This is a genomic window from Bradyrhizobium sp. CCBAU 45394 (assembly GCF_028128655.1).
Classification (GTDB): Bacteria; Pseudomonadota; Alphaproteobacteria; order Rhizobiales; family Xanthobacteraceae; genus Bradyrhizobium; species Bradyrhizobium diazoefficiens.
The window spans coordinates 253539-265842 of the sequence record NZ_LBIX01000174.1; the positions used below are offsets into that span (position 1 = coordinate 253539).

Consider the following 12304-nt stretch of genomic DNA (forward strand, 5'->3'; position numbering starts at 1 on the left):
AACCTATCGACTTTCGCCCTCGTTGAATTTAGATATTTAGCCAATCAATGACTAAAAACCGGCAGCATGCGGCAACCCCTTCGCTTTCCATGGTCCAGCCTCGATGTGGACGATCGCTCCGCCCCGGTCATCGCCGTGCGCGTTGACGTGACGGGGACCAAGGGGGAGGTCCCCGATCACAGCCACCGCAAGGGACAACTGGTCTTCGCGTTGGGAGGTGGTGTCACATGTCGCGTTCCCAGTGGCCTGTGGATGGTGTCGCCACATTGCGCGGTGTGGATTCCCGGCGGCATGCAGCACAGCAACCTCGCCACAGAGAATGCCCGGCTGTTTTTCGTCTACATCGAGCCCGACATCGTGGACCTGCCGGGTCGATGCTGCACGCTGTCGATCTCGCCGCTGCTGCGTGAGCTGATCGTCGAGTTGTGCGATCAGGTCGGGGATGACTTGGCGAGGGTGGACCTCCTGGCGAGCGTCCTGCTCCGCGAGCTGCCGCGCATGCCCGTCCAGCAGCTCCATCTGCCGCTCTCGTCCGAGCCGCGGTTGAAGCGGATCGCGGCTGCGCTGGCAAAAGATCCTTCCGACCGCAGGACCCTCGCCGAATGGTCGAAGCGCGTCGCGCTCAGCGAGAGCAGCCTCGCGCGTCTCGTCGTCAGGGAAACGGGTCTGAGCTTCGGGCGCTGGCGCCAGCAATTGCACCTGATCGTCGCCCTGCGAGAACTCACTGCCGGCGCCAGCGTGCAGCAGGTCTCGGCCGATCTCGGCTACGAGTCCGTCGCGGCCTTCATCACGATGTTCAAGAAGGCGCTCGGCAAACCCCCGGCAAAATATCTCAGCAGTATCGTGCGGGATGCGTAGGGAAGCACGCAACTTCCCGATCTATTGCCAGCGGCGGAGCTTCTTCCCGGAGGTGCCGGAGCACGAGGCGGTTGGGGACCTTTTTCTGCCGCTGAAGGAGGGGCACCGAATTCCAGGCGTCGAACGTCGTGAATATAAGACTTGACTTATATTAGTGCAGATCGATATTTGCCCTTGCGATCAACGACAAGGAGGAATGCAATGGAGATCGACGTCGCCAGAGTCTTGGGGCTTGTGACGCGTTCGGTGCGGAATTTCGAGAAAGACGGCAAGCCGGCCAGCGCGGTGACACTGACGCGGCTTTACGAGACGAGCGTTGACGATCTTTGGGACGCGGTGACCAGCAGGGAGCGCATTCCGCGCTGGTTCTTGCCGGTCGAGGGAGACCTCCAGCTCGGCGGAAGGTACCAGCTCAAGGGCAATGCGGGCGGCACCATCACGGCATGTACGCCGCCGACCCATTTTGCAGCGACGTGGGAATTCGGTGGTGCGATGAGCTGGATCGACGTCCAGCTCGCAGCAGAACGACATCAGGCGCGGTTGACGCTGGAGCACACCGCGATCATCGAGGATCACTGGAATCAGTTCGGCCCAGGCGCCGTGGGTATCGGTTGGGACCTCGCCATTGCCGGACTTGAGCGATATGTTGCCACCGGGGCATCGGTCGACCATGAGACGGCCGAGGCATGGATGGGATCTCCTGCGGGCAAGGAATTCATGACACGAAGCGGCGAGCAATGGCGCGAGGCGCATGTCGCGAGCGGGGTCGACCCTGACACGGCGAAGCAGCGCTCGGACCGCACCATCGCCTTCTATCGCGGCGAGATGCCGCCCGATGTCGCACATCCAGGCACAGGAAGCTGATGCACGTCTTCGAGGTCCTCGCCGATCCCGTGCGCCGTCGCATCCTCGAGCTGCTGTCGCCCGGGGAAATGGCGTCCGGCGAGGTCGTCGAGGCGATCGGGGCGGAGTTCGGAATCACGCAGGCCGCCGTGTCGCAGCACCTCAAGGTGCTGCGCGAGAGCGGCTTCGCGACGGTTCGGGCGGAGGCGCAAAGGCGGCTCTATTCGGTCGACGTTGCGGGGCTTCGCGCGGTGGATGCGTGGATCGGTCAGTTCAGGAATTTCTGGGAGCCGAAGCTGGACGCGCTGGCGACCGAGATCGCGCGCGGCAAGCGGGAGCGTCGTCACGCTCCCGTCACCAAACGGAGCGGGAAGAGGGCTTGAAGGCGTCGCGAACAAGGTGGCGAAGCCGCCTTAGCGTCACGGTCACCCCCGCGACATTTTCTCGAACTTCTTCACCAGCCGTTCCCGCTTCAGCCGCGACAGCCGCTGGATCCAGAACATCCCGTCGAGCTGATCGATCTCGTGCTGGTGACAGACGGCGCGCAGGGCTTCCGACTCCTCGGTCTGCATGGTGCCGTCGAGATCCCAGTAGCTGATGCGCACGCGGGCGTGACGCTGGACCTCGTCGTTGACCCCGGGCATCGAGACGCTGCCCTCCCGGTGCATGATCATCTCGGGCGAAGCCCATGTGATCTCAGGATTGACATAGGTCCGTGCGCCGTCTTTGGCGTCGAGCTCGAGCACCACGACGCGCAAGGGCACGCCGATATGCGGAGCCGTGATGCCGATGCCGGGCGCGGCGCGCATGGTGTCGAGCAGGTCCGCGGCGAGCTCGCGGAGCTCGTCGTCGAACGCAGTGACGGGGCGGGCAGGAATCGCCAGCCGGCGGTCGGGGTAGCGGACGAGGGGACGGATGGTCATGCACGCTCCTACCACTCACGGATGGTTGAAGCACCTCGTTCTTGACGCCCTACCAACTGGAAGGTAGTTAATGCGCCATGACCAACGTTTCCTCGACCGCCGACGACATCCTGGCCTGCGCGCGCACGCTGATCATTGCCGGCGGCTATAACGGCTTCAGCTACGCCGACATCGCCGACATCGTCGGCATCCGCAAGCCGAGCATCCACCACCATTTCGCCAGCAAGGTCGACCTGGTCCGCACCCTCGTGTCGCGCTATCGCGAGGAGGCCGCGGCGGGACTCTCCGCCATCGAGCGCAACATCCCGGACCCCGGCGCACAGCTCAAAAGCTATCTCGCCTATTGGGAGGCGTGCATCAAGGACGCGACGGCTCCGTTCTGCGTGTGTGCGCTTCTTGCCAGTGAGCTTCCGCTCCTGCCCGAGGAGGTGGCGCTTGAAGTGCGCGCCCATTTCCGCGCCCTGGCATCCTGGCTGACCTCGGTGATGGAGCGCGGCAAGCGGCAGGGGCGGCTACAGCTTTCCGGCACGGCGCGGGTCGAGGCCGAAGGATTCATGGCCACGGTTCACGGCGCGATGCTGTCGGCGCGTGCCTATGGCGATCCCAAGATGTTCGGTGTCATCACCCGGCCGCTGCTGGAGCGGCTGTCCGCAACGCGCTGAGATCCACCCGGCGGGCCCCCCGACAATCGCACAAGCTGCAAGCCACCTGCGTCGCTGCAATTTCGCTTCGCTTGAGAAACTACCAACTAGTAGGTAAGGAGACTGTCATGAGAGATCATCATCAGCCGGATTCGGCCCTGGCCGGTCAGGAGCAATGGCTGAGGCTGTACTACTTCACGCGCGCGGGTTTTTCCGTCGCCTGGGTCGCCGCTGCGTTTGCCGTCGGTCAGTCCTCCGCGCCGGTCGCCGGAGCTTTGCTCGTCGCCTATCCGGCGTGGGACGCCGCGGCCAATTGGCTCGACGCGCTGCGCAGCGGTGGGCTCGGCCAGAACCGCACCCAGGCTCTGAACGTCCTGGTCAGTCTGGCGACCACAGTCGCGGTCGTCCTTGCCTTGCAGGTCAGCATGAACTGGGTGCTCGGCGTGTTCGGTGCATGGGCGATCCTGTCCGGATTGCTGCAGCTCGGGACGGCAATCCGGCGCTGGAGGCGTTTTGGCGCGCAGTGGGCCATGGCGCTCAGCGGTGGCCAATCAGCGCTGGCAGGCGGCTTCTTCATCGCTCAAGCCGCGATGCCCGCGGCTCCGTCGATCACGAATGTCGCCGGTTATGCTGCGGTCGGCGCGCTCTACTTCCTGGTCTCGGCGATCTGGCTCACCGTCAGCGCGTGGCGGCGTGGCGCCAGGCGGGCTCAGCTGGGGTGATGCGATGGCGTTGGCGGGATCATGACAGGATGCCGGTGTTTTGCCCGACGAGTCAAATTGCGGCCTGGTATCGCAAGTGATCGGCATCGCAAGTGACCGACATCGTAAGTCATTGATCCCGCAGCGCCCGCCTACTGTGCATGGGGTTGTTTTCGAGATTTTTGTTCTCGTGGCCGAACTAGCCGTCCGGATAGGGCTTGCCATCCTTGTGCAGGAACCGGCCGTCGGAAGCCGGGCTCATCATGTCGATGTCGGAGCAGGTGATGAGGTCGGCGGGCGAGCGCGAGCCGATTTCGAGGTAGAAGGCCGTCGCGTCCGACCGGTTGATCATGTGATGGCCGTTGCCGCTGCCTTTCGGAAAGGCGGCGCAATCGCCCGCGCGCAAGACGGTTTCACCGTCGTCCTCGATCAGTGTCAGTTCGCCTTCGAGCAAATAGACGAACTCGTCCTCATGCGAATGCCAGTGCCGCTGGCTCGACCAGCTGCCCGGCGGCAGCCGCATCAAATTGACGCCGAAATCGGAAAGGCCCCCGGCGTTGCCGAGCCGCTGCCGGATACGCTCGGCGCAAGGAAGGCTGAAGGGCGAGGGATAGCCGGAGCCTCTGCGCTCCGGCACTGCGGCGATGTCGATCTTGGGCATGCGGGTGCTTTCCTGAAACCTTTGGAGTTATGAGGCGCGAACAGGCCGCATCAGGGGCGGCGCTTGCGGAACCGCGCACCGGCGGCGCGGTCGCGATCGCCGGAAAATTAAAGTACCGTCGCCTGTCGGCGCGCGCCAATCCCAATCGTCTTTCATTCAGACAGACTGACGGGAGACAAGGAAAATGAACTCGTCCTACTATCGCTGGGTGATCGTCGCCGCCGGCGGCCTGCTTGGCTGTGTCGCGATCGGCGGCATGTTTTCGCTGCCGGTGTTCCTGCAGCCGATCGCCAAGGACACCGGCTGGTCGGTGACCGGCATCTCCAGCGCCATGACGATCGGCTTTCTGGCGATGGCCTTCACCAGCATGGCCTGGGGCACCGCGACGGACAGGTTCGGACCGCGGCCGGTGGTGCTGACGGGCTCGACGGTGCTGGCGCTGAGCCTGTTCGGGGCGAGCCATGCGACCTCGCTCATTGCGTTCCAGTTCGTGTTCGGCCTCTTGGTCGGTGCCTCCTGCGCGGCGATCTTCGCGCCGATGATGGCGACCGTCACCGGCTGGTTCGACACCCACCGCAGCCTCGCGGTCTCGCTGGTGTCGGCCGGCATGGGCATGGCGCCGATGACGATGTCGCCGCTCGCGGCCTGGCTCGTCTCCGGCCATGACTGGCGCACCTCGATGCAGATCGTGGCACTGGTGGTCGGCGCCATCATGATCCCGGTATCGCTGCTGGTGCGCCGTCCGCCCGCGCTTGCGCAGGCGATGCCCGTGCCGTCGGGTGAGGACGCCGCGCAGGCGGAGATGTCGCTGGGGGAGGCGCTGCGCTCGCCGCAATTCCTCATCCTGCTCGCGACCAATTTCTTCTGCTGCGCCACCCATTCCGGCCCGATCATCCACACCGTCAGCTATGCCGTGAGCTGCGGCATTCCGCTGATCGCGGCGGTGACGATCTACAGCATCGAGGGTTTTGCCGGCATGGGCGGCCGCATCGCCTTCGGGCTGCTCGGCGATCGCTTCGGCGCCAAGCGCGTGCTCGTCACGGGCCTGCTGTTGCAGGCGTTCGGCGCGCTCGCCTACGTCTTCGCGCATCAGCTCGCGGCGTTCTACGCGGTCGGCGCCATCTTCGGCTTCATCTATGCTGGCACCATGCCGCTCTACGCGGTGCTGGTGCGCGAAAACTTTCCGCTGCGCATGATGGGCACGGTGATCGGCGGCACCGCGATGGCCGGCAGCCTCGGCATGGCGACGGGGCCGCTCGCCGGCGGCCTGATCTACGACGCGTTCTCGAGCTACGCCTGGCTCTACATCGCCTCCTGGGCGATGGGCCTCGGCGCCTTCCTGATGGCGATGACCTTCCGCCCGTTCGCGAAGCCGCAAGGGCAGGTGGCGACCGCGGCGGCGTGAGGCTGTAGCCCGGGTGAGCGAAGCGACACCCGGGACTTCTGCCTCACAGCTGCTTTTCGAAGAACAGATCCGGATAGGGATCGTCATTGAACCGCGGGATCTCGCGCCAGCCCGTGCTGCGGTAGAGCTGGCCGGCCTCGGGGAGGGCGCTGTTGGTGTCGAGCCGCAGCAGCGCGATGCCGAGCTCGCGCGCCGCGTCTTCGGCCGCGTCCATCAGGCGACGGCCGAGCCGCAATCCGCGCGCGGCGGGGGCGACCCACAGCCGCTTGATCTCGGCATAGCCGTGATCGGTTCCCTTCAGCCCGACACAGCCGATCGGGAGCGTGTCCGACATCGCGACGATGAAGCTCCCGCGCGGCCGGCGCATGTCCTTGGCATCGGGATCGCGCGACAGCGAAACGTCAAAGCCCTGTTTGAAACGGCGGCTGAGCTCCGCGTAATATTCGCCGAGGCAATAGCGCGCCTCCTCGGATCGCGGGTCCGTCTCGTCGAGCGCAACGCGCTCGCGTGTCAGCGCGGAGGCGATCATGTCCATGGCCGCCAGCAGCGCATCGCGCTGCGAATGGTGGGCGAGGAAGCTTTCTGCCTGCGTATTCGACAGCGCCTCGTAGGCCGCGAACTCGCGCCGGCCCGTGCGCGTGAGTTTTGCCACGCGGCGGCGCGCATCGTCCGCATGCGCCGTGGTCTCGACCAGCCCTTCGTCCTCGAGGCTGCGCAACAGCCGGCTCATCAGCCCGGAATCGAGCCCGAGATAGTCGCGGATCTCGGCCACGTCCGAACGTCCGTGCCCGATTGCGTTGAGCACGCGCGCGGCGCCGAGCGGCCGGCCACGACCGAGGAACGAGGTGTCGAGCGCGCCGACGGCGGAGGTGACGGCACGGTTGAAGCGGCGAACGCGTGAGACGGGATCGAGCATGATATCTGACTTTAGTCAGATATCGTCTCTTGGTCAATTGGAGTGGCTGGCCTCACTTTGCCAGCGTCAGCAGCGGCTTGTCCTTCGCGACGATATAGGTCGCAAGCTCGCTCGCAGTCCCGGTGCCCACGTTCTTCGCCGCATGCACCGTGCCGGACGGGATGAACAGCACGTCGCCGGCCTTCAGCGTCACCGGTGGCTTGCCTTCGACGGCGTATTCGATGGCGCCTGACAGCACGTAGATGATCTCTTCGCCCGGATGGGTGTGCCGGCCGAACGCCACGCCGGGGGCGAGGTCGACGCGCACCTGCACGGCTTCGCGGCCGGGCGTGCTGAGATCGTGGCGCTGGAGGTCGGTGCGCGTGACACCCGCCGGCTGCGCCGCTACCGGCAGCGTGAACAGGTTTGCGGCCAGTACGGCTGCGCTGGCGAGGATACGCACGGCGGGCAAAAGACGATGGCTCATGGTCGGCTCCGTGTGGTCGCTGGATTGATCGCACCGCGCGAGCCCGGCCGATGCCGGCCGGTTCCCGCGTCGTGGCGCTTCAGACGAGGGTGGTGGTCACCTCGATGTTGCCGTGCACTGCCTTGGAGTAGGGGCAGATGCCGTGCGCGGCTTCGATCAGCTCCTGCGCCACCGCGCGGTCGACGCCGGGGACGCTGACGTCGAGACGGGCGCGCAAGAAGAAGGCGCCGTTCGCATTGTTCAGGTCGATCGCGGTGTCGACCGACGGCTCGCTCGGAAGCTTGACCTTGCGCTGGGCGGCGGCGAGCCCAAGCGCGCCGAGGTAGCAGGCCGACCAGGCGGCCGCGAACAGGTTTTCGGCGGCCGGATGCGGCTGCGCCAACTTGATGTCGAGGAAGCCGTCGCTGGAGCGCGCGGCACCGTCGGAGCCTGAGGTGACGTGGGTCTTGCCGGTAAAGAGAAGCTTGGCAGCGGATGACATGGCGGTGTCCTTTCGGGATGCTATTTATCGCGTCCGATCTAATCGGATGCGCTTTGAAATAAACCCGCCGCATCCGCCGGTCAAGATCTTCCGATTTAATCGGATACGATTTATATCGGTTGGCAGATCACGAATTGCGGAGGTTCCCGTGGCCCGTTCCCCCAAAGCCGCCGGCAAAGGCCGAAAGCTGTCGAATTTCCTGTGCTTTGCGGTCTATTCGGCCAATCTCGCCTTCGGCCGTGCCTACAAGCCCCTGTTGGACAAGGTCGGGCTGACCTACACCCAGTACATCGCCCTGGTGGCGCTGTCGGAGGAGGACGAGCAGACCGTCAGCGCGCTCGGCGAGAAGCTGTTCCTGGAATCCAACACGCTGACGCCGATCCTGAAGAAGCTCGAGCAGACGGGTTACATCAGGCGCCACCGTGATCCCGCCGACGAGCGGCAGGTGCGGGTGAGCCTGACGCCGGGCGGGCGCAAGCTGATCGAACAGGATCTCGGCGAGTCCCTGATCGAGGCGACCGGCCTCGGCGACGATTTTCCGGTGGTGCAGAAGACGGTGAGCACATTGCGCGACAATCTGCTGCGCGCGACCCAAACGGGTGCAGAGAAGAAGCGCTGAGCGGAGCGGGCTTCTGCAGGGAAGCCGGAGGCGGCGTCCGCCTCCGGCGCAAGCACGAGGGACAAGCGCTCCGCTTCAGCTGCAGACCGTGCGCGGAATCATCCATGTCGCAAAGGTCTGCCAAATCCCGTCTTCGCGACGGCGCTGGTAGGCGACGAAGTCGGCTCCGTCACCATGCACGAGTTCATAGCGATGAGATTTGGCGGCTGTGGTGGTGTTCGGTGGGCTCATAAAACACTCCATCTCGAATGGACTTTGCCTTGAGCTAGTTGCGGTGCAGCACAAGTCCATAAGAGGAACATCACGTTATGGCGAGGGCGGCTCAGCGAGGCTCTAGTCCAGCCCCAGCATCTTGCGCGATTTGCGCGTCAGCTTGGCCACGATCAGCGCGTGGGCCTGCGCCAGATAGGCGGTGAGCTCGGCATCCGGCAGGGCGTTGTTGCTGACGAGCTGCACCCATTTGGCGCGGGCGAGATACGGCGCCGGACGTGCCACGCCGTGCTCTATCAGCATCGCATAGGCCATGTCCGAGACCTTGAACATGTAGCCGCCGGAGCTTGCGACAAAGCCGCCGCCGAGCGCGAACATCTTGCCGCCGACCTTGAATACGGAAGTGCCCTCCCACTGCACCACCTTGGTGGCGGCGGGCAGGCGCAGGCAGCGCGCTTCGAAGCTTTTCGGAGTCATGGGGCGAGCGATAGCACGCCGCGTGCGGCTTGCAATGCGCGCGCTTGCTGCTTGCAATGCGCGCGCTAGCGGCCGAGCGCCGCGAAGGCGGCAATGGTGCGGTCCACCGCCGCTCCGTCGATGTGGCGATGGGTGACGAGCCGGAGCTGCGAGGGGCCGCTGGCCTGCACCAGGATGCCGCGCTGCTTCACGCCCTCGGCCCATGCGGCGGCCTCGCGTCCGCTTGCGGAGACGTCGACGCGCAGGATGTTGGTTTGCACCTGGTCGGGATCGGCGAGTGCCGGGTCGAGCCAGCTCAAGGCCGCGGCGAGCCGCCTTGCTGCCGCGTGATCCTTGGAGAGGCGCTCGATCATCGTCTCCAGCGCGACGAGGCCCGCGGCTGCGACGACACCGGACTGGCGCATGGTGCCGCCGACGAGTTTCCGCAACGTGCGCGCCCGTGCGACGAACGCCGCGCCGCCGCACAGCAGGCTGCCGACCGGCGCGCTCAGGCCCTTGGACAGGCAGACCATCACGCTGTCGGCATGCTCGGCGATCCGTGCCGCCGGCACGCCGAGCGCGACCGAGGCATTGAACAGGCGGGCGCCGTCCAGATGCACGGGGATCCCGTTGCTCTGTCCGAGCGCGTGAATTCGCATCATGTGCGGCGGGGGCAGCACGGCGCCGCCGGCGCCGTTATGCGCAGTCTCCATTGCGATCAGGCCGGGACGTTCCGAGCCGCGGATCGCGTCTGCAAGCGCCGCTTCGTCCATTGCACCGCGACGGCTCGGCATGGGCTTGGGCACCAGCCCCGCGATCGTCACGACGCTGCCGAGCTCGGAGTTGAGCAGGTGCGCACCAGCGTCGGCGAAGACCTCTCCGCCGCGCTCGGCATGGGCGAGCATCGCCAGGAGATTGCCCATCGTGCCGCTCGGCACGAACAGGGCAGCTTCCTTGCCGGTCAACGCGGCGCCCCGCGCTTCGAGCGCGCGGACGGTCGGGTCGCCCTCGCGGCCGTCGTCGCCGAGCGGGGCCCGCTGCATGCGCTCCAGCATCGCGGCCGTCGGCAGCGTGACGGTGTCGCTGCGCAGATCGACGATGCCGTCGCCGCCGTTCTCCTGTGCGGCCATCAGGCGTCCTGCACTTGCAGGCCGGCCGCCGCCGGCTGTGTCTCATCGGCGGCCATGTCGCCGGCAAACTTCTCGACCAGCTTCACCGCGACCGTGTTGCCGAACACGTTGATCGCGGTGCGGCCCATGTCGAGGAAGGCGTCGACGCCGGCGATGACCGCGAGCGCCTCGATCGGCAGCCCGATCGCCGACAGCACCATGGCGATGGCGACGAGCCCGCCGGAGGGGACGTTGGCGCTGCCCTTGCTCGCGATCGTCGTGACCATGACGATGGTGAACAGCGTCGACCAGGTCAACGTCACGCCATAGGCTTCCGCGAGGAAGGTGACGGCGAGGGCAAAATACATGATGGCGCCGTCGCGGTTGAAGGCATAGCCGAGCGGCAGCACCACCGAGACGATGCGCTCTGAGGCGCCCATCGCCCGCAGCTTCTCCATGTGCAGCGGCAGGGTCACTTCCGAGGAGCGGGTGGAGAAGGCCAGGATCATCGGCTCCATCACCGCCTTGGTGACGGCAAGCGGCTTCTCGCCGATCGCAAGCAGCATCAGCCAGAAGATCGCGACCATGATCGCAAGGCCGAGATACATCACGCCGACGAGCTTTGCGAGCGCGACCACGGTGGCGAGGCCTTGCGTCGCGAACAGCCACGCCATCACCGCGAAGATGGCGATCGGAGCGAGCGAGGTGATCCATTTGGTGATCTTGAACATCGCCGCCATCACCGCCTCGAGCACGGCGACCATGGGCTCGCCGACCTTGCCGCTAGAGGCGAGTGCGAGGCCGAACAGAATGGCGAAGACGAGCGTCGGGAGAATCTTCTGCTCGGCCATCGCCGCGACGATGTTGGAGGGGATCATGTCCATGAAGAACTTGATCCAGTCCACCGACACTGCGAGGTTCTGCGGCACCTTGCCGGTCGCGGCCAGCGGGGCGCCGGCGCCGGGATGGAAGGCGGCGTTGAGGAGCAGGCCGATCAGGATCGAGATCACGGTGGCGAGGTAGAAATAGCCGAGGCTGATCGCGGCGACGCGCCCCAGGACCTTCAACTCGCTCCCCATGCGGTAGAGGCCGAGCGTGACGGCTGCGAACACCACGGGAATGACGATCATCTTCACCGCCTCGACGAAGGCGGTGCCGATCGGCCGCAGGCTCGCGCCGAAATCCGGCCAGAGCAGGCCGACGCCGAGGCCCAGCACCAATCCGAGCAGCATCTGGAACACGAGCGGCAATCTGAACAGCGGCCGGATCATGCGTGGTGGTCTCCTTGTCCCGGATATTGCGTGCGGATCGCGCCCAGCGCGGTGAGGCGGGCCTCGAATGCGGACGACAGATGCCGCCACATGCGCTGCTGCGCGGCGTCAGGATCGTGCGCTTCGATGGCCGCGTAGATGTCGAGATGCTCGCTGACGGCCTGGCGCGTGCGCTCGACGCTGTATTGCCGCATCTTCTGGAGGGCGAGGCCGCTCTGCGCGCGCAGATTGTCGTAGGACTGCGCCAGCCGGCCATTGCCGGTCGCGCGAAAGAGTTCGTCGTGGAAGGCCCAGCCGACCTGCTGCGCCTCCTCGACATCGATGTTTTCGCGCGACTGAATGCTGCGCAGCTCCCCGGCGCATTGGCGCAGCGGCTCCGTCGGCCCGCGCGTCGCGGCGAGATAGGCGGCCATGCCTTCGAGCGCGAGCCGCAATTCATGAATCTCGCGCAGATCGTCAAAGGACATCTGGCGCAGGAAGGTGCCGCGCATCGGATGGATGGTGAGCAGGCCGTCCTTGGCGAGCGCCTTCAGCGCCTCGCGGATCGGGGTGCGGCCCAGCGCCAGGCGGCTCGACAGGCTGCGTTCGGAGAGGGGTTCGTCAGGCGCAAACTCGCCTGACACGACGAGGTCGCGGAGCAGGGCATAGGCGCGGTCGCGGTCGAGGGAGGCGGTGGGCATAACTGACATACCAGCGGCATGTCAGAGGAATGTCAAGCGGGCCTACTGATTTTGCTGGTGAAAC

General features: G+C 65.9%; 17 protein-coding genes. 7 read left to right on the top strand and 10 right to left on the bottom strand.

Annotated elements, in window-relative coordinates:
* Positions 1–66 precede the first annotated feature (66 nt).
* The 3 genes from WN73_RS34445 (at position 67) to WN73_RS34455 (ending at position 2084) form a co-directional block, all read left to right on the top strand.
* Positions 67–858 carry an AraC family transcriptional regulator gene (locus WN73_RS34445; protein WP_271556691.1) on the top strand — a complete coding sequence of 264 codons (792 nt, stop codon included), beginning with the start codon at positions 67–69 and terminating at the stop codon, positions 856–858.
* Positions 859–1059: 201 nt separating this feature from the next.
* The gene (locus WN73_RS34450; protein WP_011086779.1) at positions 1060–1722 is read left to right on the top strand and encodes an SRPBCC family protein; all 663 of its coding nucleotides are present in this window, start codon (positions 1060–1062) and stop codon (positions 1720–1722) included.
* Positions 1722–2084, top strand: coding sequence for an ArsR/SmtB family transcription factor (locus WN73_RS34455; RefSeq protein ID WP_028171024.1), 363 nt, complete (start codon positions 1722–1724; stop codon positions 2082–2084). Before WN73_RS34450 ends, WN73_RS34455 begins: the two co-directional genes overlap by 1 nt.
* Positions 2085–2126: 42 nt before the next feature.
* On the opposite strand, the gene WN73_RS34460 is transcribed toward WN73_RS34455, so the two are convergent.
* Complete coding sequence (locus tag WN73_RS34460; RefSeq protein WP_028171025.1) at positions 2127–2624, bottom strand: peptide deformylase; 498 nt, start codon at positions 2622–2624, stop codon at positions 2127–2129.
* Positions 2625–2701: 77 nt separating this feature from the next.
* Between WN73_RS34460 and WN73_RS34465 the strand changes: the two genes are divergently transcribed.
* Together WN73_RS34465 and WN73_RS34470 are read left to right on the top strand one after the other, a co-directional pair.
* Complete coding sequence (locus WN73_RS34465) at positions 2702–3286, top strand: TetR/AcrR family transcriptional regulator (protein WP_028171026.1); 585 nt, start codon at positions 2702–2704, stop codon at positions 3284–3286.
* 107 nt (positions 3287–3393) lie between these two features.
* Complete coding sequence (locus WN73_RS34470) at positions 3394–3987, top strand: DUF308 domain-containing protein (protein ID WP_271556694.1); 594 nt, start codon at positions 3394–3396, stop codon at positions 3985–3987.
* Positions 3988–4165: 178 nt separating this feature from the next.
* Here the strand turns inward: WN73_RS34470 and WN73_RS34475 are convergent, their stop codons facing one another.
* Positions 4166–4627, bottom strand: a complete 462-nt coding sequence (locus WN73_RS34475; protein WP_271556696.1) for a cupin domain-containing protein — start codon at positions 4625–4627, stop codon at positions 4166–4168.
* A gap of 184 nt (positions 4628–4811) precedes the next feature.
* On the opposite strand from WN73_RS34475, the gene WN73_RS34480 reads away from it, so the two are divergent.
* Complete coding sequence (locus tag WN73_RS34480; protein WP_271556698.1) at positions 4812–6032, top strand: MFS transporter; 1221 nt, start codon at positions 4812–4814, stop codon at positions 6030–6032.
* Positions 6033–6075: 43 nt separating this feature from the next.
* On the opposite strand, the gene WN73_RS34485 is transcribed toward WN73_RS34480, so the two are convergent.
* The 3 genes from WN73_RS34485 to WN73_RS34495 form a co-directional block, all read right to left on the bottom strand.
* Complete coding sequence (locus WN73_RS34485) at positions 6076–6948, bottom strand: bifunctional helix-turn-helix transcriptional regulator/GNAT family N-acetyltransferase (protein ID WP_271556700.1); 873 nt, start codon at positions 6946–6948, stop codon at positions 6076–6078.
* A 52-nt stretch (positions 6949–7000) separates the two neighbouring features.
* A complete protein-coding gene (locus WN73_RS34490; RefSeq protein ID WP_271556702.1) occupies positions 7001–7414 on the bottom strand; it encodes a cupin domain-containing protein in 414 nt (137 codons plus the stop codon).
* Between the two features lie 79 nt (positions 7415–7493).
* Complete coding sequence (locus WN73_RS34495; protein ID WP_028171032.1) at positions 7494–7895, bottom strand: Ohr family peroxiredoxin; 402 nt, start codon at positions 7893–7895, stop codon at positions 7494–7496.
* Between the two features lie 148 nt (positions 7896–8043).
* Here WN73_RS34495 and WN73_RS34500 point away from each other — a divergent pair, with 148 nt between their 5' ends.
* Positions 8044–8514, top strand: a complete 471-nt coding sequence (locus WN73_RS34500; protein WP_011086789.1) for a MarR family winged helix-turn-helix transcriptional regulator — start codon at positions 8044–8046, stop codon at positions 8512–8514.
* Between the two features lie 75 nt (positions 8515–8589).
* Here the strand turns inward: WN73_RS34500 and WN73_RS34505 are convergent, their stop codons facing one another.
* From WN73_RS34505 to WN73_RS34525, 5 genes are all read right to left on the bottom strand, one after another.
* Positions 8590–8745, bottom strand: a complete 156-nt coding sequence (locus tag WN73_RS34505) for a hypothetical protein (RefSeq protein WP_271556705.1) — start codon at positions 8743–8745, stop codon at positions 8590–8592.
* 102 nt (positions 8746–8847) lie between these two features.
* On the bottom strand, positions 8848–9201 hold the full coding sequence (locus WN73_RS34510; protein WP_011086791.1) for an MmcQ/YjbR family DNA-binding protein: 354 nt from the start codon (positions 9199–9201) through the stop codon (positions 8848–8850).
* A gap of 65 nt (positions 9202–9266) precedes the next feature.
* Entirely contained in the window at positions 9267–10310 is a 1044-nt protein-coding gene (locus WN73_RS34515) for a threonine aldolase family protein (protein WP_271556708.1), read from the bottom strand.
* Positions 10310–11560, bottom strand: coding sequence for a dicarboxylate/amino acid:cation symporter (locus WN73_RS34520; RefSeq protein ID WP_271556710.1), 1251 nt, complete (start codon positions 11558–11560; stop codon positions 10310–10312). Before WN73_RS34520 ends, WN73_RS34515 begins: the two co-directional genes overlap by 1 nt.
* On the bottom strand, positions 11557–12240 hold the full coding sequence (locus tag WN73_RS34525) for a GntR family transcriptional regulator (RefSeq protein WP_038967643.1): 684 nt from the start codon (positions 12238–12240) through the stop codon (positions 11557–11559). The genes WN73_RS34520 and WN73_RS34525 overlap by 4 nt, the downstream gene beginning before the upstream one ends.
* Between the last annotated feature and the right edge of the window lie 64 nt (positions 12241–12304).